This window comes from Pseudomonas sp. B14(2022), assembly GCF_012030485.1.
In the GTDB taxonomy this organism is placed as follows: Bacteria; Pseudomonadota; Gammaproteobacteria; order Pseudomonadales; family Pseudomonadaceae; genus Aquipseudomonas.
Map to the genome: position 1 here is coordinate 206,416 of NZ_JAAUVM010000001.1, position 23,079 is coordinate 229,494.

A 23,079-nucleotide genomic window follows, 5' to 3' on the forward strand; every position below is an offset into this window, starting at 1 on the left:
CGAGACCCAGCCATGAGTGAAGAGATTCTGATCAATATCACGCCGATGGAATCGCGCGTGGCGGTGGTAGAGAACGGTGTTCTGCAAGAAGTGCATGTCGAGCGCACCCAGAAACGCGGGATCGTCGGCAATATCTACAAGGGCAAGGTGGTGCGGGTGTTGCCGGGCATGCAGGCGGCATTTGTCGACATCGGCCTGGACCGGGCGGCGTTTATCCACGCCTCGGAGATCTCCCTGCGCGAAGGGCCGGCAGTGGAAAGCATCAGTGCCTTGGTGCATGAGGGGCAGAGCCTGGTGGTGCAAGTCACCAAGGACCCCATCGGTTCCAAGGGCGCGCGGCTGACGACTCAGCTGTCGATTCCGTCGCGCTACCTGGTGTATATGCCGCGCACCGCCCATGTCGGCATTTCCCTGAAGATTGAAGATGAAGCAGAGCGCGAGCGCCTGAAAAAGGTGGTCAGCGACTGCGTGGCCGCCGAAGGTATCAAGGAAGCGGGTGGTTTTATCCTGCGCACCGCCGCCGAGGGCGCCGGCGCTGACGAAATTCTCATGGACATTCGCTACCTGCGGCGCCTGTGGGACCAGATCGGCGCACAGATAAAGACCATCGGCGCGCCGAGCGTGATCTACGAAGACCTGGGCCTGGCCCTGCGCACATTGCGCGACCTGGTCAGCCCCAAGATTGAGAAAATTCGCATCGACTCGCGGGAAACCTTCCAGCGCACCACGCAATTTGTTGCCGAGCTGATGCCGGAAATTGCCGATCGCCTGGAGCACTACCCTGGCGAACGGCCGATCTTCGACCTGTATGGCGTCGAGGACGAAATCCAGAAAGCCCTGGAGCGCAAGGTGCCGCTTAAGTCCGGCGGTTACCTGGTGGTGGACCCGGCGGAAGCCATGACCACCATCGACGTCAACACCGGTGCGTTCGTTGGCCATCGCAACCTTGAAGAGACCATCTTCAAGACCAATCTCGAAGCGGCCACGGCCATTGCTCGCCAACTGCGCCTGCGTAACCTGGGCGGTATCATCATCATCGACTTCATCGACATGGAAGATGAAGAGCACCAGCGCCAGGTGCTGCGCACCCTCGAAAAGCAGCTGGAGCGCGATCACGCCAAGACCAATATCATCGGCATCACTGAGCTGGGCCTGGTGCAGATGACCCGCAAGCGCACCCGCGAGAGCCTGGAGCAGGTGCTGTGCGAGCCGTGCAGCAGTTGCCAGGGCCGCGGCAAGTTGAAGACCCCGGAAACGGTTTGCTACGAGATTTTCCGGGAAATCCTGCGAGAGGCGCGGGCCTATCAGGCCGAAGGTTATAGAGTGTTGGCCAACCAGAAAGTGGTTGACCGCCTGCTGGATGAAGAGTCCGGTAACGTGGCTGAACTGGAGGGTTTTATCGGGCGTACGATTCGCTTCCAGGTCGAAACCATGTATTCCCAGGAACAATATGACGTGGTGCTGCTCTGATCCTCATTCGCTTTCTCTTTACGCGACTCGCAGGCCTTGATCTGCAGTCCGTCTACTGCCTTGAGGGTCGCCTGACATGGAGCGTCTGATACGCTTTTTTGCCGCTTTGACCCGTTGGGGCCTTGGGCTGTGCGCCTTGCTGCTGGTGTTGGCGGCGGTGTATGTGAGCCTGGGGCGTGAATTGACCCCGCTGGTGGCCGAATACCGCGCGGAAATCGAAGCCAAGGCCCAGGCTGCGGTGGACATGCCTGTGCACATCGGCAGCCTTGAAGGCCGTTGGAGCGGCTTCGCGCCCATGTTGCTGGCCCACGACGTGATGGTCGGCGAGGGCAGCAGTGCCTTGCGCCTGGATCAGGTCGAAGTGGTGCCGGATATATGGGCGAGCCTGATGGCGCGCGAAGTGCGTATTGCGCACCTGGAAGTCAGTGGCCTGCAACTGACCGGCAAGGAAGACAAGGACGGCCATTGGGCCCTGCAAGGCTTGCCGATGCAGGATGACCAGCCGCTGGATCCGGAGCAATTGCTCAAGCGCATGCAGATGGTCAAGCGCGTGTCGCTGCTCGACAGCCAGGTCACCCTGCAACCGTTCGACCAGGCGCCGCTGACCCTGACGTATGTGGGCCTGAGCCTGCACACGGGCGTCACCCGCCAGCGCCTGGACGCTCGCCTGACCTTGCCCGACGGCCAGCCTCTTGCCCTGAGCCTGCGCAGTCGCATTCGAGCGAGCCAGTGGAAGGACGCTGAAGTCGAGGCCTACCTGAGCCTGCCCCAAAGCGACTGGGCCAAGTGGATTCCCGCCAGGCTGACCCAGCAGTGGAAACTCACGCAGTTCAAGGCCGGTGGTGAATTCTGGCTGAGCTGGGGTAAAGGCACTGTGCAAAGTGCAGTAGTGCGCCTCAACTCGCCGCAAGTGAAGGGCAGCTACGCCGAGCGCAAGCCGGTCCATATCGAAAACCTTGCACTTACGGCCTATCTGCAACGCAGTGATACCGGCTTGAAGGTGTTGTTTGATTCCCTGGCGATGAGCCTGGGCGAGACCCGATGGGAATCGCGCCTGCAATTGCAGCAGACACTGGCTACCGACAAGGCTCAGGAAGCCTGGAAGCTGCAGGCTGACCGCCTCGACCTGACCCCCATCACACCGTTGCTCAACGCCCTGGCGCCGCTGCCGGAAGGTGTCGCCAAGACCGTCGAGCATCTGAAGGCCACCGGCCTGCTGCGTAATGTGCTGGTGGATTTCCGTCCTCAAGACACTACCGATCAAAAAGTCAGCTTTGCCGCCAACCTGGAGCGGGTCGGGTTTGACGCCTACTTCGGTGCGCCGGCTGCGCGCAACGTTTCCGGCAGCATCAGCGGCGACCTGGGCCGTGGCGAGTTGCGCATGGACAGCAAGGATTTTTCCCTGCACCTCGATCCGATCTTCGCCAAGCCCTGGCAGTATCTCCAGGCCAATGCACGCCTGACGTGGAAGCTGGATAAAGAAGGCTTCACCCTGATCGCCCCGTATATCAAGGTGCTGGGGGAAGAAGGCAAGATCGCCGCCGATTTCCTGATTCGCCTGCATTTCGACCACAGCCAGGAAGACTATATGGACCTGCGGGTCGGTATGGTCGATGGCGATGGACGCTTTACCCCTAAATACCTGCCGGCCGTGCTGAGCCCCGCGTTGGATGAGTGGCTGCGCACGGCAATTCTCAAGGGCGCGGTGGATCAGGGGTTCTTCCAGTACCAGGGGTCGCTGAACCACGACGCGTTGCCAGCCGCGCGCAATATCAGCCTGTTCTTCAAGGTGCATGACGCAGAACTGGCTTTCCAGCCGGGCTGGCCCCATGTGAACAAGGTCAATGGTGAAGTGTTTGTCGAGGAGACTGGCGTACGCATCCTGGCCAGCAAGGGGCAGTTGCTCGACACCAAGGTCAAGGACGTCTACGTCAATATTCCCCACGCGCCGTCCGGCAAGGAAAGTCATCTGTTGCTTACCGGTGGTTTTGCCGGTGGCCTGGGTGATGGGCTGAAGATCCTCCAGGAAGCGCCAATTGGCACGGCATCCACCTTCGCCGGCTGGAAAGGCGAAGGAGACCTGCAAGGCACGCTGGATCTGGACGTTCCGCTGGTCAAGGGTATCGAGCCCAGGATCGTGGTGGATTTCCAGACTGACAAGGCGCGCCTGCAATTGGCGGAGCCGCCCCTGGACCTGACGCAGCTCAAGGGCAGTTTCCGCTTCGACAGCGCCAAGGGCCTGAGCGGCGAAAAGATTACAGCCCAGGCATTTGACCGGCCGATCACCGCGCAGATATTTGCCGATGGCAAGCCGGGTAATATCAGTACCCGTGTCGCCGCCAGGGGGCAGGTGACGGTCAAGCGCTTGACGGATTGGTTGAAAGTCAGCCAGCCGTTGCCGGTGTCCGGTGATATTTCGTATCAGTTGCAGCTCAACCTGGACGGTGCCGACAGCCAACTGATGGTCAGCTCCAATCTCAAGGGCGTTGCGGTGGATTTGCCTGCGCCGTTCGGCATGCCGGCCAGCCAGGGACGTGACAGCGTATTCCGCATGACCTTGCAGGGGGCTGAGCGCCGCTACTGGTTCGATTATGGTGAGTTGGCCAACTTCACCTTCGCCGCGCCGCCAGACAAACTCAATGACGGCCGTGGCGAGTTGTTCCTCGGCGATGGTGATGCCGTACTGCCAGGCGCCAAGGGTTTGCGCATCCGCGGCGTGCTCTCGGAACTGGATATCGACCCATGGAAAAAGCTGGTGAACCAGTATGCTGGCAATGACCCTGGTGGCAGTGCCAAGCAACTGCTGAGCGGTGCCGAATTCAAGATTGGCAAGCTCACCGGTCTGGGTACCCAGTTCGATCAGGTCAACCTGCTGCTGGATCGCAAGTCCGCTGCCTGGGGCTTACAGTTCGACAGCCAGCAGGCCAAGGGGGCCGTGAACCTGCCGGATGCCAAGGGCGCGCCAATTGCGGTCAACCTGCAATACGTGAAGCTGCCGGCGGTGGACCCGACGGTACAGGCTGATGAAAATGCACCGGATCCGTTGGCCAGTATTGATCCCAAGGATATTCCCGCGCTGGATATTGCCATTGACCAGCTGTTTCAGGGGCCGGACCTGATTGGCGCCTGGTCGCTCAAGATCCGACCAACTGCCAAGGGCCTGGCGTTCAATACGCTCGACCTGGGCCTCAAGGGCATGCAACTCAAGGGCGCCGGCGGATGGGAAGGGGCTCCGGGTGACAGCAGCAGCTGGTACAAGGGCCGCCTGGACGGCAAGAACATCGCCGACGTACTCAAAGGCTGGGGCTATGCGCCCACGGTCACCAGCGAGAACTTCCACCTGGATGTGGATGGGCGTTGGCCGGGTTCGCCGGCCTGGGTCGGGCCAAAGCGTTTTTCCGGCAGCCTGGATGCGGCGTTCCGTAAAGGTCAGTTTGTCGAGGTGGAAGGTGGCGCCCAGGCGCTGCGGGTATTCGGCCTGCTCAACTTCAACTCCATCGGGCGCCGCCTGCGCCTGGACTTCTCCGACCTGCTGGGCAAGGGCTTGAGTTATGACCGGGTCAAGGGGCAATTGGTCGCCAGCAATGGCGTGTTCGTGACGCGCGAGCCGATCACCATGACAGGCCCGTCGAGCAACCTGGAGCTCAATGGCACCCTGGACCTGGTGGCTGATCGTGTCGATGCCAAGTTGCTGGTGACGTTGCCGGTGACCAACAACCTGCCGATTGCCGCGCTGATCGTGGGCGCGCCGGCGATTGGTGGCGCACTGTTCCTGATCGACAAGCTGATCGGTGACCGTGTTTCGCGTTTCGCCAGCGTGCAATACAAGGTGGAAGGCCCATGGAAGGATCCAAAAATCACCTTCGACAAGCCCTTTGAAAAACCAAACTGAGAGCCTGTGGAGTAGCATGGCCCCATGCCTTTTACGGAGTATCGGCCCATGTCCTTTGCGGTAATTCAAATGGTCAGTCAGAGCGATGTGCTGGCCAACCTGGTCCAGGCCCGGCGCTTGTTGGAGCAAGCGGCGGCGCGCGGTGCGAAGCTGGCGGTGCTGCCGGAAAACTTTGCCGCCATGGGCCGCCGCGACGCCGCGGATATTGGCCGCGCCGAGGCACTGGGCGAAGGTCCGATCCTGCCGTGGTTGAAACAGACCGCCCGTGACCTCACCTTATGGATAGTGGCTGGCACATTACCGTTGCCGCCCAAGGACCATCCACACGCCAAGCCCAACGCCTGCTCGCTGCTGATTGATGATCGCGGCGAAGTCGTTGCCCGTTACGACAAGCTGCATTTGTTCGATGTGGATGTGGCGGACGCCCGGGGTCGCTATCGGGAATCCGATGACTATGCTTTTGGAAGCAATGTGGTGGTGGCGGATACGCCGGTTGGCCGTTTGGGCCTGACGGTCTGTTACGACCTGCGCTTCCCTGAGTTGTACAGCGAGCTACGCGCAGCGGGGGCTGAATTGATCACCGCGCCCTCGGCCTTTACCGCCGTCACCGGCGCTGCCCACTGGGACGTGCTGATTCGTGCGCGGGCCATCGAGACCCAGTGTTACCTGCTGGCGGCCGCCCAGGGCGGTGTGCATCCGGGGCCGCGGGAAACCTATGGTCACGCGGCGATCGTCGACCCATGGGGCCAGGTGCTGACACAACAGGATCAAGGCGAAGCGGTGTTGCTGGCCGAACGCGATAGCAGTGAACAGGCGTCGATACGGGCGCGCATGCCGGTGGTGAACCATCGGCGCTTTTTCTCGCAGGGCGCACAGCGACCTGCTTCAGAACGATGAATTTAAGGCCAAACCTATGAGCGAGTTGTTGTCCTCAGTCAGTGAACACCTCCTGGCGCCCGGTGGCGTGACCATCGAAAGCTTGCAAACCGTGCTTGGCGACCTGGCCGGGCCAGGCATCGATGCCGCCGACCTGTATTTCCAGGGGCAGATCTCCGAGTCCTGGGCCCTGGAAGATGGCATCGTCAAGGAAGGCAGTTTCAATCTTGACCAAGGTGTAGGCGTACGTGCGCAATCCGGTGAAAAGACCGGTTTCGCCTACAGTAACGCGATCACCCTGGAGGCGTTGGGCCTGGCCGCGCGTGCTGCGCGTTCGATCTCCCGTGCGGGCCAAAATGGCACCGTGCAGGCATTCAGTACCCAGGACGTGGCGCAGTTGTATGCCCCGGACAATCCCTTGGAAGTGATCAGCCGCGCGGAAAAGGTCGAGCTGCTCAAGCGTGTCGACGCCGCCACCCGCGCCCTGGACCCGCGTATCCAGCAGGTCTCCGTGAGCATGGCCGGTGTGTGGGAGCGCATCCTGGTGGCGTCCACCGACGGTGGCCTGGCGGCGGACGTACGGCCGCTGGTGCGTTTCAACGTCAGCGTGATCGTCGAGCAGAACGGCCGCCGCGAGCGTGGCGGCCATGGCGGCGGGGGGCGTACCGACTACCGGTACTTCCTCACCGACGACCGTGCGATGGGCTATGCCCGTGAAGCCTTGCGCCAGGCGTTGGTGAACCTCGAAGCCATTCCGGCGCCGGCCGGCACGTTGCCGGTGGTGTTGGGCTCAGGCTGGTCCGGCGTATTGCTGCACGAAGCCGTGGGCCATGGCCTGGAAGGCGACTTCAACCGCAAGGGCAGTTCCGCCTACAGCGGGCGCATGGGCGAGATGGTTGCGTCCAAGCTCTGCACCATTGTCGATGATGGCACCCTGGCCGGTCGCCGTGGCTCGCTGAGCGTCGATGATGAAGGCACGCCGACCGAATGCACCACCTTGATTGAAAACGGTGTGCTCAAGGGCTACATGCAAGACAAGCTCAATGCCCGTCTGATGGGCGTGGCACGCACCGGTAATGGCCGTCGCGAATCTTATGCGCACCTGCCGATGCCACGCATGACCAACACCTACATGCTCGGTGGCGAAAGCGACCCGGCGGAGATCATCGCCTCGGTGAAGCGCGGTATCTACTGCGCCAACCTCGGCGGCGGCCAGGTGGATATCACCAGCGGCAAGTTCGTGTTCTCCACCAGCGAGGCGTACCTGATCGAAGACGGCAAGATTACCGCGCCGGTCAAAGGGGCAACGTTGATTGGCAATGGCCCTGAAGCCATGAGCAAGGTGTCGATGGTCGGCAACGACTTGGCCCTGGACAGTGGTGTGGGCATGTGCGGGAAAGATGGGCAGTCGGTGCCGGTAGGGGTCGGCCAGCCAACGCTGAAAATTGATGCGATCACCGTGGGTGGCACGGGGTCGTAAGGGGTGGAGCTTCGGGTGGCGAAGATCGCCACCCGGGGAAGGGCATCAACGCAGGCCGCGTTGAGTCTCGTCCAGCTCACGGATGTATTTGAAGATTTTACGGCTGGTGGCCGGCGCCTTGTTATGCGCCTGCTCGTGCTGGGCCTGACGGATCAGGGAGCGCAGTTGCTGGCGGTCCGCGTCCGGGTAATCCAGCACGAACTTCTCCAGCACCGCGTCATCGCCCGAGATCAGGCGGTCACGCCAACGTTCCAGGTTATGGAAACGTTCGTTGTACTGGCGAGTGGAGGCATCGGTTTGATCAAGCAAGGCGAGAATGGCGTCAGTGTCCTGATCGCGCATCAGCTTGCCGATAAACATGATGTGCCGTTTACGCGCGATATTCGCGGTGTGCTTGGGCGCGTCCGCAAGCGCCCGGCGCATTTCGTCGGTCAGTGGCAGTTTTGCAATCAAGTCTTTCTTGAGCGTTGTAAGGCGCTCGCCCAGGTCAACCAGAGCATGCAGCTCACGTTTGACCTGGGTTTTGCTTTTCTCCCCATCGAGGGAGTCGTCGTAAGAATCAACCATGGTGGCAGTCCGCAAAGAAACGCCGCCATGATAACCAGTCGGGGGCCGCTTGTCCGGCCCGGTCGCTCGATGGCCTTAACCGAAAGCAGAATTTGAGTGGAGAAAACCATGAGTGCAGCCCAAAGCGTCGGTCCGCAAGCGTTACCGGCCCTGCAGGAACAAGTCGAGCAGATCCTTGCCGAGGCCAAGCGCCAGGGGGCCAGTGCCTGTGAAGTGGCGGTGTCGCTGGAGCAGGGGTTGTCGACGTCGGTCCGTCAACGGGAAGTGGAGACCGTCGAATTCAACCGTGATCAGGGCTTTGGCATCACCTTGTACGTGGGGCAGCGCAAAGGTTCGGCCAGTACGTCGGCCAGCGGCCCGGAGGCTATACGCGAAACGGTTGCCGCCGCGTTGGCGATTGCCCAGCACACCTCCGAGGATGAAAGCTCGGGCTTGGCCGATAAGGCGCTGATGGCCAAGGACTTGAAGGATTTCGATCTGTTCCATGCCTGGGATATCACGCCCGAGCGGGCCATCGAGCTGGCGCTGACCTGTGAAGCGGCAGCGTTCGATGCCGATACCCGCATCAAGAACGCCGATGGAACCACGTTGAACACTCACCAGGGCTGTCGCGTATACGGCAACAGCCACGGGTTTATTGGCGGGTATGCGTCCACTCGCCATAGTTTGAGTTGCGTGATGATCGCCGAGGCCAATGGCCAGATGCAGCGTGATTACTGGTACGACGTAAGTCGTCAGGGTGAATTGCTGGCAGACCCGGTCAGTATTGGTCAACGTGCCGCACAACGTGCCGCGAGCCGCCTGGGCGCGCGCCCGGTGCCGACGTGTGAAGTGCCTGTACTGTTTTCGGCGGAGCTGGCAGGCGGTTTGTTCGGCAGTTTCCTGGGGGCCATTTCTGGCGGCAATCTTTATCGCAAGTCTTCGTTCCTTGAAGGGGCGATCGGCCAGACGTTGTTTCCCGAGTGGCTGACCATCGATGAGCGTCCGCACTTGATGCGTGCCATGGGCAGTTCGGCGTTCGACGGGGACGGCCTGGCCACGTATGCCAAGCCGTTCGTCGAAAACGGTGAGCTGGTGTCTTACGTACTCGGCACCTATTCAGGCCGCAAACTCGGCCTGCCAAGCACTGCCAACGCCGGCGGCGTGCATAACCTGTTCGTGACCCATGGCGACGAAGACCAGGCGGCGCTGTTGCGTCGCATGGGACGTGGTCTTTTGGTGACCGAATTGATGGGCCATGGCCTGAATATGGTCACTGGGGATTATTCACGTGGTGCGGCGGGTTTCTGGGTGGAAAACGGTGAGATTCAGTTCGCCGTCCAGGAAGTGACCATCGCCGGCAATATGCGCGATATGTTCAAGCAGATCGTTGCCGTGGGGAATGACCTGGAGCTGCGCAGCAATATTCGCACAGGCTCGGTGCTGATCGAGCGGATGACCGTCGCAGGCAGTTAATCCCGCTGCAGCTTCACAAAAAGGCGCGCCTTCTTACGAATGGCGCGCCTTTTTTGTGGACGTGTTTCAGGAGGTTTGAGGTGTCGCTCTTGTTTTGATTCTCAATATCATTTAATAATAAATATCATTACCGGATGAGTGTGGATCATGAGTTCTGTCCTGCATGAGGATCCTTACCTGGAAAGCTGGCGCTGGATGAGTCGCCAGATTCGCTGTGGTCTGGATCCCAATGAACCTCGCCTGATCGAACATTACCTCAACGAGGGCCGATACCTGGCGTGTTGTACCGCGACCCATCCGTGGACCATCGCTGAAACCTCATTCCGCCTGCTGATCGACACCGCCAGCGATATTGCACTGCCGTGGCATTGGCGCTCCATTTGCCTTGACCAGGCCTGGCGCCCATTACGCGACCTGGAAAAACTCTCTCACTGTGCCTGCCGCCTCAAGCGCTGGCAGACCTTTGCCTGGCAATTGGCGACCTGCGAATTGCTGCCATCAATCTCTCACTCCGACTTGGTGCAAGGATCTAACGATGAGTAACACCCGTATCGAACGCGACAGCATGGGCGAACTGCAAGTCCCCGCCGAGGCCTTGTACGGTGCGCAAACCCAGCGCGCGGTGAACAACTTTCCGATCAGCCACCAACGCATGCCGGCGCAATTCATTCGCGCACTGATCCTGGCCAAGGCGGCTGCTGCCAAGGTCAACGTCGACCTCAAGCAGATCAGTGAAGGGCAGGGCAAAGCCATCGTCGATGCCGCCCAAGGCTTGCTCGAAGGCGATTATATGCAGCACTTCCCGGTGGATATCTTCCAGACCGGTTCCGGCACCAGTTCGAACATGAACGCCAACGAAGTGATTGCGACGCTCGCCAGCCGTTTGCTTGGCGAAGCGGTCAATCCCAACGATCATGTGAACTGTGGCCAAAGCAGCAACGACATCATTCCGACCACCATCCACGTCAGTGCTGCGCTGGTGCTGCACGAGCAAACGCTGCCGGCCTTGCAGCATCTGGTGCAAGTGATCGAGCAGAAAGCCGAAGAGGTTCACCCGTTCATCAAGACCGGCCGTACTCATCTGATGGATGCCATGCCCGTGCGCATGAGCCAAGTGCTCAACGGCTGGGCGCAGCAACTCAAGGCCAATATCGGCCACCTGCAGGACTTGTTGCCGGCCCTGCAGGCTCTGGCCCAGGGCGGTACCGCTGTTGGCACCGGGATCAACGCACATCCGGAGTTTTCGGCACGTTTCAGCCAACAGTTGAGCAGCCTGACCGGCGTGAAATTCACCCCCGGCAAGAACCTGTTCGCATTGATCGGCTCCCAGGACACTGCCGTCGCCGTCTCCGGCCAGTTGAAGACCACCGCCGTATCGCTGATGAAAATCGCCAACGACCTGCGCTGGATGAACTCCGGCCCGCTGGCCGGCCTGGGGGAGATCGAACTGGAAGGCCTGCAGCCGGGGTCCTCGATCATGCCAGGCAAGGTCAACCCGGTGATTCCGGAAGCCACGGCCATGGTGGCTGCACAAGTCATCGGCAATGACACGGTGATTACCGTTGCCGGCCAATCCGGCAACTTCGAATTGAACGTGATGCTGCCGATCATTGCCCAGAACCTGCTCAGCAGTCTCGAATTGCTGGCCAACGCCAGCCGCCTGCTGGCGGACAAGGCCATCGCCAGCTTCAAGGTCAACGAAGCCAAGCTCAAGGAAGCGTTGTCGCGCAACCCGATCCTGGTCACCGCACTCAACCCGATCATTGGTTACCAAAAGGCCGCCGAGATTGCCAAGAAGGCTTATCAGCAAGGCCGTCCGGTGATTGAGGTGGCCCTTGAGCACACCGACCTGCCCCGTAACCAACTGGAAGTCCTGTTGGATCCGGAAAAACTCACGGCTGGCGGCGTGTAATCACCGACCCTGCTTTGGAGGCTCACCATGGAGCACTGGAAACGCACGATCGAGCGCGCCAATCACTGCTTTATGCAGGGCGAGTTGGTTGACGCTCGCGAGGCCTATCTGCAGGCCCTGGCCCTGGCTCAAGTGCTGTTCGAACGCTGGGCGAATGCCGACGAAGCAGTCGCGGCTTGTGTCATTTCCCATCACAACCTGGCAGACCTGCACCTGCGCCTGAATCAGCCCGAGGAAAGTGCCGAATACCTCTGCGCTATTCACCAGCGCTTGCTGCAGGCCATGCAGGACGTGCGCCTGAGCCCGCAGCTGCGCGAAGCGGCCCTGCGCCAGAGCAGCAAGACTTACGTCGAACTGTTGAATTTCATCAGCGATCACGGTGAGTACCCGCGCACCCATCGCTTACTGGGCGGTGCTGCGGTGCAGCCGACCACGTCTCAATACGGAGCACATTGATATGACCTACACCTTGCCTGCCTTGCCCTATGCCTACGATGCCCTGGAACCGCATATCGATGCGCAAACCATGGAGATTCACTACACCAAGCACCACCAGACCTACATCAATAACCTCAATGCTGCGGTCGAGGGCACCGAATTTGCGGGCTGGCCTGTAGAGAAACTGGTGTCCAGCGTGCAGCAGCTGCCGGAAAAACTACGTGCGGCCGTCATCAACCAAGGCGGCGGCCATGCCAACCACTCACTGTTCTGGGCGGTTATGTCACCTAAAGGTGGCGGCAAGCCCGACGGTGCGTTGGGAAAAGCTGTTGAAGAACAACTCGGCGGTTTCGACAGTTTCAAGGAGGCCTTCACCAAAGCCGCCTTGACCCGTTTCGGCAGCGGCTGGGCCTGGCTGAGCGTCACCCCGCAAAAGATGCTGATAGTGGAAAGCAGCGGCAACCAGGACAGCCCACTGATGAATGGCAATACGCCGATCCTCGGCCTGGACGTCTGGGAGCATGCTTATTACCTGCGGTACCAGAACCGTCGTCCTGAATACATCAATGCCTTCTACAGTGTTATTAACTGGCCGGAAGTTGCCGCACGCTATCAGGCCGCGTTGGCCTGACATTCCCTTCGATAACAAGATCTAAGGCCGACTATGGGCACTGAAACACTGGCGATCAGCAGCGTGCGAATGTTTCGTTATGCGTTTGGCTCGTTGCTGCTATTGGCAGGTACTGCATTGCTGGTGGCTCACGGGCTGGCCTGGCTGGATCTGGAGCCGCGCATCATGCGCGCCTTGCAGGGCGGGGCGATTTGCGCGCTTGGCACGGCGCTGGGGGCAGTTCCGGTCTTGGTGATTCGACGGATGCCGCTGGCGTTGAGCGATACCTTGTTGGGCTTCGGTGCTGGCGTGATGCTGGCGGCGACCGCCTTTTCGCTGGTCGTACCGGGTATTGCCGCTGCCGAAGCGATTGGTCTTTCGCCCTGGGGGGCAGGGGGGCTGATCAGCTTCGGCATCATGCTGGGGGCGTTCGGTCTGTATCTGGTGGATCGCAAGGTCTCCGGTGCCAGCCCGGAGATGTTGGTGGGCACGCCGGATAAACCGGTGATTCCACCGCGTATCTGGCTGTTCGTGTTTGCCATCATCGCCCACAACATCCCCGAAGGCATGGCGGTTGGCGTCTCAGCCGGCGGCGGCATGCCGGATGCCGACAGCCTGGCCATGGGCATTGCCTTGCAGGATGTGCCAGAAGGTCTGGTGATTGCGTTGGTATTGGCGGGGGCAGGGATGTCGCGGGTCAAGGCATTCCTGATCGGCGCCGCGTCAGGCTTGGTGGAACCGGTGTTCGCCGTGCTTTGCGCCTGGCTGGTGAGCCTGGCCGAGGTGCTGTTGCCGTTGGGCCTGGCGCTGGCCGCTGGCGCGATGTTGTTGGTGGTCACCCACGAAGTGATCCCGGAGTCGCGCCGCAATGGTCACGAAAAGCTTGCGAGCCTGGGGTTGTGCATGGGGTTCTGCTTGATGATGGTGATGGATACCGCCTTGGGGTGAAGCCTCTTGCTTCACACCCGCCTCAACGGGTGGGTTTTACTCACCCTCATCAAAGAAGTTGTTGATCAGCGCCACCAGGGCGTCCATTGCTTCCTGCTCTTGCTCGCCCTCGGTGCTCAAATGAATCTTGGTGCCCTTGCCGGCCGCCAACATCATCATCGCCATGATGCTTTTGCCATCGACCATGCTCTCCGGTGTGCGCCCGGCGCGGACCTGGCAAGGGAACTGCCCGGCAATACCGACGAATTTGGCCGAGGCGCGGGCATGCAGGCCCAGCTTGTTGATGATTTCAATTTCCAGAGCGGGCATCGCGGGGGTGTTCCTTTCAGCTAAGGTCGCGGTGGCGAACCTGGACGTTCTTGAGGGTTTGTTGCAGCACCTGGCCCAGGCGCTCGGTCAGGTAGACGGAACGGTGGTGGCCGCCGGTGCAGCCGATGGCAATGGTGACATAGGCTCGATTGCTCGCGGCAAAACGCGGCAACCATTTGAGCAGGTAGCTGGAAATGTCCTGGAACATCTCCTCCACATCCGGTTGCGCGGCCAGGTAATCGGCCACTGGCTGATCCAGCCCCGATTGGTCACGCAGTTCCGGCTTCCAATAAGGATTGGGCAGGCAGCGCACGTCGAACACCAGGTCGGCATCCACCGGCATGCCACGCTTGAACCCAAAGGACTCGACCAGAAATGCCGTGCCAGGCTCCGGCTGGTTCAGCAGGCGTAGCTTGATGGCATCGCGCAACTGATACAGGTTGAGGCTGGTGGTGTTGATCTTGAGATCGGCGAGGTCAATGATCGGCCCCAGCAGCTTGGTTTCATCCTCGATGGCTTCGGCCAGAGAACGGTGTGGGCTGCTGAGGGGGTGACGTCGACGGGTCTCTGAGAAGCGCTTAAGCAGGGTTTCTTCGTCGGCGTCCAGATACAGCACATCGCAGTGAATGTGCTTGGCGCGCACTTCTTCGAGCAATTCCGGAAAACGCGTGAGGTGGCTCGGCAGGTTGCGGGCGTCAATCGAAACGGCGACCAGGGGTTGCGCCAATTCGGTATGGATCAGTGCCCGCTCTGCCAATTCCGGGAGCAGTCCGGCCGGCAAGTTGTCGATGCAATAGAATCCGTTGTCCTCAAGAACGTTGAGGGCAGTACTTTTACCCGAGCCGGAGCGGCCGCTGACGATGATCAAACGCATGATTACTGCCCGTTTTGCTCATCCAGGACAACTTGGTACAGCGCCTCGTTGCTACTGGCACTGCGCAGTTTGTCGCGTACTTCCTTGCGATCGAGCATGCTTGCGATCTGCCGAAGCAGTTCCAGGTGTGCATCGGTGGCGGCCTGTGGGACCAGCAGAACAAAAAGCAGGTCCACCGGGGCACCGTCGATCGCGTCGAAATCGATAGGTGCGTCCAAGTGCAGCAGGGCGCTGACAGGTGTCTCGCAGCCTTTGAGGCGGCAGTGAGGAATGGCGATGCCGTTGCCAAAACCGGTGGAACCGAGTTTTTCACGGGCGATCAGAGCCTCAAAGACATCCTGCATCTCCAGATCAGGCACTTGGCTGCTGATCAGGTTGGCAATTTGTTCGAGGGCTTTCTTTTTACTGCCGCCCGGCACGTTCACGAGGGAACGGCCGGGGGTCAGGATGGTTTCAAGTCGGATCATGGGGGGAGAGTTAACGACCTGTGCCCTGAAGCAGGCTCAGATTCTTTTCCTTATGCTTTTTGAGTTGGCGGTCAAGCTTGTCTGTGAGCAAGTCGATTGATGCATACATGTCTTCATGTTCGGCATTGGCGACCACTTCTCCACCGGGTATCTGAAGTGTCGCTTCGATTTTCTGCTGAAGCTTGTCGACCTTCATGATGACCTGCACGTTGGTGATCTTGTCGAAATGGCCCTCAAGCTTCCTCAGCTTCTGCTCGACGTAGTCGCGTAGTGGAGGGGTGACTTCTATATGGTGTCCACTGATGTTGACTTGCATACAGCTTCTCCTTCGTTGCCAGTGCATAAAGCGGCGGGTAGGAATACCCGCCACTGGAACGCTGTGGCCCGCCCGTCACATCAAACGCTTACGCTCGCTGGAAGGCGCGATCCCAAGGGATTCGCGGTACTTGGCGACGGTTCGACGGGCGACCTGAATGCCTTGTGCTTCCAGTAAACCAGCGATCTTGCTGTCACTCAACGGCTTTTTCTGATTTTCCGCAGCAACCAGTTTTTTGATGATCGCGCGGATTGCCGTAGACGAGCATTCACCACCTTCCGAGGTGCTGACATGACTGGAGAAAAAGTACTTCAACTCATAAATACCCCGTGGGGTATGCATGAATTTTTGTGTGGTCACCCGGGAAATCGTCGATTCGTGCATGCCCACTGCTTCTGCGATGTCGTGCAGGACCAGCGGCTTCATCGCCTCGTCACCATATTCCAGGAAGCCGCGCTGGTGCTCGACGATCTGGGTGGCCACTTTCATCAGGGTTTCGTTGCGGCTCTGCAGGCTCTTGATGAACCAGCGGGCTTCCTGCAACTGGTTGCGCATGAAGGTGTTGTCGGCACTGGTGTCGGCGCGGCGCACAAAACCGGCATATTGCGGGTTGACCCGCAGGCGCGGCACCGATTCCTGGTTCAGTTCCACCAGCCAGCGTTCGTTGTCCTTGCGCACGATCACGTCGGGAACGACGTATTCGGCTTCGCTGGACTCAATCTGCGAGCCTGGACGCGGGTTGAGGCTTTGCACCAGCTCGATGACCTGGCGCAGGTCGTCTTCCTTGAGCTTCATGCGCCGCATCAACTGGCTGTAGTCGCGGCTGCCCAGCAGGTCAATGTAGTCGGTGACCAGGCGCTGGGCCTCGGCGAGCCATGGGGTCTTGGCGGGCAACTGACGCAGTTGCAGCAGCAGGCATTCGCTCAGGGTGCGGGCACCGATGCCGGCGGGCTCGAATTGTTGGATGCGGTGCAGGACCGCTTCGATTTCGTCCAGCTCGATATCCAGTTCCGGGTCAAAGGCCTCGAGAATCTCTTCGAGCGTCTCGTCCAGATAGCCCTGGTTATTGATGCAGTCGATCAGGGTTACGGCGATCAGGCGATCGGTGTCCGACATCGGCGCGAGGTTCAGTTGCCACAGCAGATGGCTCTGCAGGCTCTCGCCGGCGGAAGTGCGGGTGGTGAAGTCCCACTCGTCATCGTCATTGCTGGGCAGGCTGCTGGCGCTGGTCTGGTAGACATCCTCCCAGGCGGTGTCCACCGGGAGCTCGTTGGGAATACGTTCGTTCCAATCGCCTTCCTCAAGGTTATCCACCGTGGGGGCGGTTTCCTGGTAGGAGGGTTCCTGTACGTCGGAATTGGGTTTTTGCTCGATGTTGTCGGCCAGTGGGTCTGCATTATCGAAGTCGTCGCCTTCTTCCTGGCGTTCGAGCATCGGATTGGACTCCAGGGCCTCCTGGATTTCCTGTTGCAGGTCCAGGGTCGACAATTGGAGCAGGCGGATGGCCTGTTGCAGCTGCGGTGTCATCGTCAGCTGCTGGCCCATTCTCAGGACTAGCGATGGTTTCATGGCAGGGGCTTAACACCTTATTCGCCGGCGCAATGCGCCATCCACGACAGGGCGCGTGAGCGCCAAACATAAGCAAATTATATGCCTGATATCGGGGGCTTTGCCTAGAGCGCGGTAACAATAAAAATCCGGAGGTTTTCATTGACTCCCGCGCGCTTTGGCGAGCGGCCGTGACACCACGGTGTTTACAGGCGGAACTCGTGACCCAGGTACACTTCCTTGACCAGCTCGTTGGCCAGGATGGTGGCAGAGTCGCCTTCGGCGATCAGCTGACCATCGTTGACGATATACGCGGTTTCACAGATGTCGAGGGTCTCACGCACGTTGTGGTCGGTGATCAGTACACCGATGCCCTTGGCCTTGAGGTGATGGATGATCTGCTTGATGTCGCCGACCGAGATGGGGTCGACGCCGGCAAACGGTTCGTCCAGCAGGATGAACTTGGGGGCGGTGGCAAGGGCGCGGGCGATTTCCACGCGACGCCGCTCGCCACCGGACAGGCTCATGCCAAGGTTGTCTCGAATGTGGTTGATGTGGAATTCCTGAAGCAGGCTTTCCAATTCTTTGCGGCGGCCTTCACGGTCGAGTTCCTTGCGGGTTTCAAGGATGGCCATGATGTTGTCGGATACCGACAGCTTGCGGAAGATCGACGCTTCCTGCGGAAGATAGCCGATACCGGCACGGGCGCGCCCGTGCATTGGCTGGTGGCTCACATCCAGGTCGTCGATCAGTACGCGACCTTGGTCCGCCTGGACCAGGCCGACAATCATGTAGAAGCAGGTGGTCTTGCCGGCGCCGTTGGGGCCAAGCAAGCCGACGATCTGGCCGCTGTCGATCGACAGGCTGACGTCGCGCACGACCTGACGGCTTTTATAGGCCTTGGCCAGATGCTGGGCTTTCAGGGTTGCCATTACTCGGCCTTCTTCTTCGGCTGGATAACCATATCGATACGGGGGCGTGGCGCGGTGACCTTGCTGCCATTGGCGCGACCGGCGTTGGCAATCTGCTTCACGGTGTCATAGGTGATCTTTTCACCTTCCGTGGAGTTGCCATCGGGGCTGAGTACCTTGGCCTGGTCGATCAGCACGATGCGATTCTGCTGGGCGTGATACTGGATGGTCTTGCCGTAGCCCTTCATCGGGCCGGTGTCGGTAGCCGACTGCTTCTGTTCGAAGTAAGCCAGGTTGCCCACCGATGTCACCACGTCGATATCGCCCGCTTGGGTGCGCGTCAGTGTCACCGTGTTGCCGGTGATCTTCATCGAACCCTGGGTGATGATCACGCCGCCGGTATAGGTGGCGACGCCTTGCTTGTCATCCAGTTGCGCATCGTCAGCCGAGATGTGGATCGGTTGCTGGCTATCGTTCGGCAGAGCCCAGGCGCTCACGCTTCCCAGTGCTGCGCCCAGGCCGAGCAAAATAGGGAGAGTTTTAACGAGCCTCATACTGTCCTCTTACGTTCGATAGCAGGTGTATCCTGCTTTCTTTCAAATACGCTTTCATTCCCTTGCCAGTCGATACACCGCCAGCGCCGTCGATTCTAACGTCTTGCTCGGTCTGCGCATATTGCTTCTGTGGGAATACGGTCATGCGACTGCTGGTAATCACGGTGTCACGGTTTTTCGCGTCAGTACGCGCAACGCGTACCGAGTCAATCAGTTCTACCTCGGTGCCGTCCGGGTTCACCTCGCCACGCTTGCTCGTGACATGCCACGGAAACTCGGTGCCGCGGTACAGGTTCAGGTCCGGGTTGGTCAGCAGGGTGACTTCCGTGGCCTTCAAGTGCTCGACTTTGTCCGACGTCATTTCGTACTGCACCTTGCCGTCGGGCAGGAACTGCACGCTATAGGCATTGGTGGCGTAATAGTCGATGGCCCCGCCGTCAACCTGCGCTGCAGGCTGGTCGAGGAAGCGCCCCGGGCTGATATTCCAGTAGCCCACCGCAAGGAACAGCGCGGCGATGACTCCGAATAGCAGGAAGTTGCGAATCTTTTTGCTCAGCATAAAACGCTCTATAGGTAGGCGGCGTGGGCCGCTTCAAGACTGCCTTGGGCTCGCAGGATCAGTTCACAGAACTCGCGGGCGGCACCTTCGCCGCCGCGGGCGGTGGTGATGCCGTGGGCGTGCTCGCGAACAAATGTCGCCGCATTGGCGACGGCCATGCCCAGGCCTACTCGGCGAATGACCGGCAAGTCAGGCAGATCATCGCCCAGATAGGCGACCTGCTCATAGCTTAGGTTGAGTTTGCCAAGAAGCTCGTCCAGAACCACCAGTTTATCCTCGCGGCCCTGATACAGGTGAGGAATACCGAGGTTTTGTGCGCGGCGTTCCACAACCGGGGTTTTTCTGCCGCTGATAATCGCCGTTTGCACGCCCGAAGCCATCAGCATCTTGATGCCCTGGCCGTCGAGGGTATTGAACGTCTTGAATTCGCTGCCGTCTTCGAGAAAGTACAGGCGGCCATCGGTCAGTACGCCGTCAACGTCGAAAATCGCCAGTTTGATGTGTTTGCCGCGTTGCAACAGGTCGCTGGTCATTTACATCACTCCCGCACGCAGCAAGTCGTGCATGTTCAGGGCGCCAATCGGGTGGTCGTCGCTATCGATCACCACCAGTGCGCCGATCTTGTGGTCTTCCATGATCTTCAATGCTTCGGCTGCCAGCATTTCAGGGCGTGCAGTCTTGCCATGGGGGGTCATCACGGCGTCGATGGTCGCGGTGCGGATATCGATGGTGCGGTCCAGGGTGCGGCGCAAATCACCGTCAGTGAATACCCCGGCCAGGCGCCCATCGGCTTCCAGGATCACGGTCATACCCAGGCCCTTGCGGGTCATTTCCATCAGCGCGTCCTTCAGCAGGGTGCCGCGCTGGACGTGGGGCAATTCCTCGCCCGAATGCATGACATTTTCCACTTTCAGCAACAGACGGCGGCCCAGGGCACCACCTGGGTGGGAAAACGCGAAGTCTTCAGCGGTGAATCCGCGGGCTTCCAGCAGCGCTACGGCCAAGGCGTCGCCCATGACAAGGGCTGCGGTGGTGGAGGAGGTCGGCGCCAGGTTCAGCGGGCAGGCCTCGTGGTCCACGTGAACATTCAGGTTCACGTCGCCGGCCTTGGCCAGCGTTGATTCCGGGTTGCCGGTGACGCTGATCATCTTGATGCCCAGGCGCTTGATCAGCGGCAGCAGGGTCACGATTTCGTTGGTGGTGCCGGAGTTGGACAGCGCCAGGATGATGTCATCCTTGGTGATCATGCCCATGTCGCCGTGGCTGGCTTCGGCCGGATGTACGAAAAATGCGGTGGTCCCGGTGCTGGCCAGGGTGGCGGCGATCTTGTTGCCGACGTGGCCCGACTTGCCCATGCCGACCACGACAACACGGCCCTTGCTGGCCAGAATCATCTCGCAGGCGCGTACGAAATCTGCGTCGATATGGGCCAGCAAGCCTTCTACGGCTTCAACTTCGAGGCGGATGGTGCGTTGCGCGGATTGAATAAGGTCGCTGGATTGGCTCATGTCTGAAGTCGTATAGCCTGACGAAAAGTCGGCGATTATAGCGGTAATGATCAATTCCCTCACGCAAGTTCGTCAGGCTTTATTCAACGAATACCTGAGATCGATCCTCAGTAACATAGCCAGCAACCTTTTTTCCCTGTCCCTAAACTGAACTAGCGCTGTTCCGGCCTTGGGCGCCCTGTACCAGCAGTGATATAGTTCGCCGCCAGTTCAGTCCGCCCAGCCCATGAGGCTATCTATATGCGTCACCGTTGCAAACGTTTGTCGCATGCATGGTGTCTGAGTGAGAGGCTGCATCCCAAGGAGTTTAGATGAGTGCCGATAACGCCTACGCGGTCGAGCTGAAGGGACTGACCTTCAAGCGCGGGACGCGCAGCATCTTCAATAACGTCGATATTCGCATTCCCCGCGGCAAGGTCACGGGCATCATGGGTCCGTCCGGTTGCGGCAAGACCACGCTGTTGCGTCTGATGGGCATGCAATTGCGCCCCAGCGCCGGTGAAGTGTGGGTCAACGGCCAGAACCTGCCGACCTTGTCGCGCAGCGATCTGTTCGATGCTCGCAAGCATATGGGCGTGCTGTTCCAGAGCGGTGCGCTGTTTACCGACCTCGATGTGTTCGAGAACGTGGCGTTTCCGTTGCGGGTGCATACCCAGCTGTCCGACGAAATGATTCGTGACATTGTGTTGCTGAAATTGCAGGCCGTAGGCCTTCGTGGTGCCATCGACCTGATGCCCGACGAACTGTCCGGCGGCATGAAGCGCCGTGTGGCTCTGGCGCGTGCCATCGCCCTCGACCCGCAGATCCTCATGTACGACGAGCCTTTCGTCGGCCAGGATCCGATTGCCATGGGTGTGCTGGTGCGCCTGATTCGTCTGCTCAACGATGCGCTGGGTATCACCAGCATCGTGGTCTCTCACGACCTTGCAGAAACCGCGAGCATTGCCGATTACCTCTATGTAGTCGGCGATGGCCAGGTGCTGGGGCAGGGTACGCCTGAAGAACTGATGAACGCCGACAACCCGCGTATTCGCCAATTCATGACCGGCGATCCCGATGGCCCTGTGCCTTTTCACTTTCCGGCAGCGGATTACCGCTCAGACCTTCTGGGGAAGCGCTGATGCGCAAGACATCTCTCATCGAGAAGGTTCGCCTTTTCGGTCGATCCGGTATCGACATCGTCGAAGTGCTGGGTCGCTCGACAATTTTCCTGTTTCACGCCTTGCTCGGCCGCGGTGGCATTGGTGGCGGCTTCGGCCTGTTGATCAAGCAACTGCATTCGGTGGGCGTGATGTCCCTGGTGATCATTGTGGTCTCCGGGATGTTCATCGGGATGGTGCTGGCGTTGCAGGGCTTCAATATCCTGTCCAGCTACGGTTCGGAGCAGGCGGTGGGGCAGATGGTTGCCCTGACGCTGCTGCGTGAGTTGGGGCCGGTCGTGACCGCGTTGCTGTTCGCCGGACGAGCGGGTTCCGCGTTGACTGCCGAAATCGGCAACATGAAGTCCACCGAGCAGTTGTCCAGCCTGGAAATGATCGGCGTGGACCCGCTCAAGTACATTGTTGCCCCGCGCCTGTGGGCCGGCTTTATTTCCCTGCCTTTGCTGGCGATGATCTTCAGCGTGGTCGGTATCTGGGGCGGCTCCTGGGTGGCAGTGGACTGGCTGGGCGTCTACGACGGCTCCTACTGGGCCAACATGCAAAACAGCGTGACTTTCAGCGGTGACGTGCTCAATGGCGTCATAAAGAGCATCGTCTTCGCCTTTGTAGTGACCTGGATCGCCGTATTCCAAGGCTATGACTGTGAGCCCACTTCAGAAGGGATCAGTCGCGCCACCACCAAGACCGTTGTGTACGCCTCACTGGCGGTACTGGGCCTTGACTTCATTTTGACCGCCTTGATGTTTGGAGATTTCTGATGCAAAACCGCACTGTGGAAATCGGTGTCGGCCTTTTCTTGCTGGCTGGCATCCTGGCTTTACTGTTGCTGGCCCTGCGAGTCAGTGGCCTTTCCGCCAGCCCGACCGCCGATACTTATAAACTTTACGCTTACTTCGACAATATCGCTGGTTTGACTGTCAGAGCTAAAGTGACCATGGCCGGTGTCACCATCGGCAAGGTCACGGCAATCGATCTGGATCATGACAGCTTCACGGGTCGAGTGACGATGCAGCTGGATAAGAAGGTAGATAATCTGCCTACCGATTCCACTGCATCTATCCTCACTGCGGGTCTGCTGGGCGAGAAATACATCGGTGTCAGCGTGGGCGGGGAAACAGCCCTGCTCAAGGATGGCTCGACAATCCACGACACACAGTCGTCGTTGGTGCTTGAAGACCTGATCGGTAAATTCCTGCTCAATACGGTCAATAAAGACGCTAAATGA

24 protein-coding genes are annotated in these 23,079 nt (G+C 59.7%); 13 read left to right on the plus strand and 11 right to left on the minus strand.

The features are described 5' to 3' along the window. The first annotated feature begins 12 nt into the window (after positions 1-12). The 4 genes from rng (at position 13) to tldD (ending at position 7,718) form a co-directional block, all read left to right on the plus strand. The gene (rng, locus tag HCF10_RS01025; RefSeq protein ID WP_010213134.1) at positions 13-1,470 is read left to right on the plus strand and encodes a ribonuclease G; all 1,458 of its coding nucleotides are present in this window, start codon (positions 13-15) and stop codon (positions 1,468-1,470) included. Positions 1,471-1,546: 76 nt separating this feature from the next. Continuing rightward, positions 1,547-5,362, plus strand: a complete 3,816-nt coding sequence (locus HCF10_RS01030; RefSeq protein WP_167654729.1) for a YhdP family protein — start codon at positions 1,547-1,549, stop codon at positions 5,360-5,362. A gap of 48 nt (positions 5,363-5,410) precedes the next feature. After that, positions 5,411-6,259, plus strand: coding sequence for a carbon-nitrogen hydrolase family protein (locus HCF10_RS01035; RefSeq protein ID WP_167654730.1), 849 nt, complete (start codon positions 5,411-5,413; stop codon positions 6,257-6,259). Positions 6,260-6,275: 16 nt separating this feature from the next. Next, positions 6,276-7,718 (plus strand): metalloprotease TldD, encoded by a 1,443-nt coding sequence (tldD, locus tag HCF10_RS01040; protein ID WP_131698431.1) that lies wholly within the window; start codon positions 6,276-6,278, stop codon positions 7,716-7,718. Between the two features lie 45 nt (positions 7,719-7,763). Here the strand turns inward: tldD and yjgA are convergent, their stop codons facing one another. Continuing rightward, positions 7,764-8,285, minus strand: coding sequence for a ribosome biogenesis factor YjgA (gene yjgA / locus HCF10_RS01045; protein WP_017138246.1), 522 nt, complete (start codon positions 8,283-8,285; stop codon positions 7,764-7,766). A 108-nt stretch (positions 8,286-8,393) separates the two neighbouring features. On the opposite strand from yjgA, the gene pmbA reads away from it, so the two are divergent. The 6 genes from pmbA to HCF10_RS01075 all read left to right on the plus strand — a co-directional run bounded on the left by pmbA (position 8,394) and on the right by HCF10_RS01075 (position 13,648). Continuing rightward, positions 8,394-9,740: a metalloprotease PmbA gene (gene pmbA, locus HCF10_RS01050; RefSeq protein WP_131698430.1), complete on the plus strand. Its 1,347-nt coding sequence runs from the start codon at positions 8,394-8,396 to the stop codon at positions 9,738-9,740. A 147-nt stretch (positions 9,741-9,887) separates the two neighbouring features. Then, positions 9,888-10,283: a FagA protein gene (locus HCF10_RS01055; protein ID WP_131698429.1), complete on the plus strand. Its 396-nt coding sequence runs from the start codon at positions 9,888-9,890 to the stop codon at positions 10,281-10,283. Beyond that, positions 10,276-11,652, plus strand: coding sequence for a class II fumarate hydratase (locus tag HCF10_RS01060; RefSeq protein WP_131698428.1), 1,377 nt, complete (start codon positions 10,276-10,278; stop codon positions 11,650-11,652). The genes HCF10_RS01055 and HCF10_RS01060 overlap by 8 nt, the downstream gene beginning before the upstream one ends. Positions 11,653-11,679: 27 nt before the next feature. After that, the gene (locus tag HCF10_RS01065; RefSeq protein WP_131698427.1) at positions 11,680-12,108 is read left to right on the plus strand and encodes a hypothetical protein; all 429 of its coding nucleotides are present in this window, start codon (positions 11,680-11,682) and stop codon (positions 12,106-12,108) included. Between the two features lies 1 nt (position 12,109). Beyond that, on the plus strand, positions 12,110-12,721 hold the full coding sequence (locus HCF10_RS01070) for a superoxide dismutase (RefSeq protein WP_131698426.1): 612 nt from the start codon (positions 12,110-12,112) through the stop codon (positions 12,719-12,721). Between the two features lie 33 nt (positions 12,722-12,754). Further along, positions 12,755-13,648, plus strand: coding sequence for a ZIP family metal transporter (locus tag HCF10_RS01075; RefSeq protein WP_145335336.1), 894 nt, complete (start codon positions 12,755-12,757; stop codon positions 13,646-13,648). Positions 13,649-13,684: 36 nt separating this feature from the next. Here the strand turns inward: HCF10_RS01075 and HCF10_RS01080 are convergent, their stop codons facing one another. The 10 genes from HCF10_RS01080 to HCF10_RS01125 form a co-directional block, all read right to left on the minus strand. Further along, positions 13,685-13,957: an HPr family phosphocarrier protein gene (locus HCF10_RS01080; protein WP_131698424.1), complete on the minus strand. Its 273-nt coding sequence runs from the start codon at positions 13,955-13,957 to the stop codon at positions 13,685-13,687. A gap of 16 nt (positions 13,958-13,973) precedes the next feature. After that, positions 13,974-14,831: an RNase adapter RapZ gene (rapZ, locus tag HCF10_RS01085; protein WP_027604814.1), complete on the minus strand. Its 858-nt coding sequence runs from the start codon at positions 14,829-14,831 to the stop codon at positions 13,974-13,976. 2 nt (positions 14,832-14,833) lie between these two features. Further along, entirely contained in the window at positions 14,834-15,298 is a 465-nt protein-coding gene (gene ptsN / locus HCF10_RS01090) for a PTS IIA-like nitrogen regulatory protein PtsN (protein ID WP_131698423.1), read from the minus strand. A 10-nt stretch (positions 15,299-15,308) separates the two neighbouring features. Beyond that, positions 15,309-15,614, minus strand: a complete 306-nt coding sequence (gene hpf / locus HCF10_RS01095) for a ribosome hibernation-promoting factor, HPF/YfiA family (protein WP_090409416.1) — start codon at positions 15,612-15,614, stop codon at positions 15,309-15,311. Between the two features lie 75 nt (positions 15,615-15,689). Beyond that, positions 15,690-17,183, minus strand: a complete 1,494-nt coding sequence (locus HCF10_RS01100) for an RNA polymerase factor sigma-54 (RefSeq protein ID WP_065924292.1) — start codon at positions 17,181-17,183, stop codon at positions 15,690-15,692. 185 nt (positions 17,184-17,368) lie between these two features. Beyond that, a complete protein-coding gene (lptB, locus tag HCF10_RS01105) occupies positions 17,369-18,094 on the minus strand; it encodes an LPS export ABC transporter ATP-binding protein (RefSeq protein WP_027604810.1) in 726 nt (241 codons plus the stop codon). Continuing rightward, positions 18,094-18,627, minus strand: a complete 534-nt coding sequence (gene lptA, locus HCF10_RS01110) for a lipopolysaccharide transport periplasmic protein LptA (protein ID WP_027604809.1) — start codon at positions 18,625-18,627, stop codon at positions 18,094-18,096. The genes lptB and lptA overlap by 1 nt, the downstream gene beginning before the upstream one ends. Beyond that, positions 18,614-19,186: an LPS export ABC transporter periplasmic protein LptC gene (lptC, locus tag HCF10_RS01115; RefSeq protein ID WP_090409415.1), complete on the minus strand. Its 573-nt coding sequence runs from the start codon at positions 19,184-19,186 to the stop codon at positions 18,614-18,616. Before lptC ends, lptA begins: the two co-directional genes overlap by 14 nt. 8 nt (positions 19,187-19,194) lie before the next feature. Continuing rightward, on the minus strand, positions 19,195-19,719 hold the full coding sequence (locus tag HCF10_RS01120) for a KdsC family phosphatase (protein WP_131698421.1): 525 nt from the start codon (positions 19,717-19,719) through the stop codon (positions 19,195-19,197). Beyond that, positions 19,720-20,694, minus strand: coding sequence for a KpsF/GutQ family sugar-phosphate isomerase (locus HCF10_RS01125; protein WP_131698420.1), 975 nt, complete (start codon positions 20,692-20,694; stop codon positions 19,720-19,722). A gap of 311 nt (positions 20,695-21,005) precedes the next feature. Here HCF10_RS01125 and HCF10_RS01130 point away from each other — a divergent pair, with 311 nt between their 5' ends. Genes HCF10_RS01130 through mlaD form a run of 3 tightly spaced genes read left to right on the plus strand, consistent with a single transcriptional unit; the run spans position 21,006 to position 23,079 of the window. Then, positions 21,006-21,815, plus strand: coding sequence for an ATP-binding cassette domain-containing protein (locus HCF10_RS01130; RefSeq protein WP_003171811.1), 810 nt, complete (start codon positions 21,006-21,008; stop codon positions 21,813-21,815). Beyond that, positions 21,815-22,612, plus strand: a complete 798-nt coding sequence (mlaE, locus tag HCF10_RS01135) for a lipid asymmetry maintenance ABC transporter permease subunit MlaE (RefSeq protein WP_131698419.1) — start codon at positions 21,815-21,817, stop codon at positions 22,610-22,612. Before HCF10_RS01130 ends, mlaE begins: the two co-directional genes overlap by 1 nt. Then, positions 22,612-23,079, plus strand: coding sequence for an outer membrane lipid asymmetry maintenance protein MlaD (gene mlaD, locus HCF10_RS01140; protein ID WP_131698418.1), 468 nt, complete (start codon positions 22,612-22,614; stop codon positions 23,077-23,079). The genes mlaE and mlaD overlap by 1 nt, the downstream gene beginning before the upstream one ends.

Excerpts from the sequence above, each read along its gene's own strand:
- rng (WP_010213134.1), top strand. The coding sequence starts at position 13 with ATGAGTGAAGAGATTCTGATCAATATCACGCCGATGGAATCGCGCGTG.
- HCF10_RS01030 (WP_167654729.1), top strand. The coding sequence starts at position 1,547 with ATGGAGCGTCTGATACGCTTTTTTGCCGCTTTGACCCGTTGGGGCCTT.
- HCF10_RS01035 (WP_167654730.1), top strand. The coding sequence starts at position 5,411 with ATGTCCTTTGCGGTAATTCAAATGGTCAGTCAGAGCGATGTGCTGGCC.
- tldD (WP_131698431.1), top strand. The coding sequence starts at position 6,276 with ATGAGCGAGTTGTTGTCCTCAGTCAGTGAACACCTCCTGGCGCCCGGT.
- yjgA (WP_017138246.1), bottom strand. The coding sequence starts at position 8,285 with ATGGTTGATTCTTACGACGACTCCCTCGATGGGGAGAAAAGCAAAACC.
- pmbA (WP_131698430.1), top strand. The coding sequence starts at position 8,394 with ATGAGTGCAGCCCAAAGCGTCGGTCCGCAAGCGTTACCGGCCCTGCAG.
- HCF10_RS01055 (WP_131698429.1), top strand. The coding sequence starts at position 9,888 with ATGAGTTCTGTCCTGCATGAGGATCCTTACCTGGAAAGCTGGCGCTGG.
- HCF10_RS01060 (WP_131698428.1), top strand. The coding sequence starts at position 10,276 with ATGAGTAACACCCGTATCGAACGCGACAGCATGGGCGAACTGCAAGTC.
- HCF10_RS01065 (WP_131698427.1), top strand. The coding sequence starts at position 11,680 with ATGGAGCACTGGAAACGCACGATCGAGCGCGCCAATCACTGCTTTATG.
- HCF10_RS01070 (WP_131698426.1), top strand. The coding sequence starts at position 12,110 with ATGACCTACACCTTGCCTGCCTTGCCCTATGCCTACGATGCCCTGGAA.
- HCF10_RS01075 (WP_145335336.1), top strand. The coding sequence starts at position 12,755 with ATGGGCACTGAAACACTGGCGATCAGCAGCGTGCGAATGTTTCGTTAT.
- HCF10_RS01080 (WP_131698424.1), bottom strand. The coding sequence starts at position 13,957 with ATGCCCGCTCTGGAAATTGAAATCATCAACAAGCTGGGCCTGCATGCC.
- rapZ (WP_027604814.1), bottom strand. The coding sequence starts at position 14,831 with ATGCGTTTGATCATCGTCAGCGGCCGCTCCGGCTCGGGTAAAAGTACT.
- ptsN (WP_131698423.1), bottom strand. The coding sequence starts at position 15,298 with ATGATCCGACTTGAAACCATCCTGACCCCCGGCCGTTCCCTCGTGAAC.
- hpf (WP_090409416.1), bottom strand. The coding sequence starts at position 15,614 with ATGCAAGTCAACATCAGTGGACACCATATAGAAGTCACCCCTCCACTA.
- HCF10_RS01100 (WP_065924292.1), bottom strand. The coding sequence starts at position 17,183 with ATGAAACCATCGCTAGTCCTGAGAATGGGCCAGCAGCTGACGATGACA.
- lptB (WP_027604810.1), bottom strand. The coding sequence starts at position 18,094 with ATGGCAACCCTGAAAGCCCAGCATCTGGCCAAGGCCTATAAAAGCCGT.
- lptA (WP_027604809.1), bottom strand. The coding sequence starts at position 18,627 with ATGAGGCTCGTTAAAACTCTCCCTATTTTGCTCGGCCTGGGCGCAGCA.
- lptC (WP_090409415.1), bottom strand. The coding sequence starts at position 19,186 with ATGCTGAGCAAAAAGATTCGCAACTTCCTGCTATTCGGAGTCATCGCC.
- HCF10_RS01120 (WP_131698421.1), bottom strand. The coding sequence starts at position 19,719 with ATGACCAGCGACCTGTTGCAACGCGGCAAACACATCAAACTGGCGATT.
- HCF10_RS01125 (WP_131698420.1), bottom strand. The coding sequence starts at position 20,694 with ATGAGCCAATCCAGCGACCTTATTCAATCCGCGCAACGCACCATCCGC.
- HCF10_RS01130 (WP_003171811.1), top strand. The coding sequence starts at position 21,006 with ATGAGTGCCGATAACGCCTACGCGGTCGAGCTGAAGGGACTGACCTTC.
- mlaE (WP_131698419.1), top strand. The coding sequence starts at position 21,815 with ATGCGCAAGACATCTCTCATCGAGAAGGTTCGCCTTTTCGGTCGATCC.
- mlaD (WP_131698418.1), top strand. The coding sequence starts at position 22,612 with ATGCAAAACCGCACTGTGGAAATCGGTGTCGGCCTTTTCTTGCTGGCT.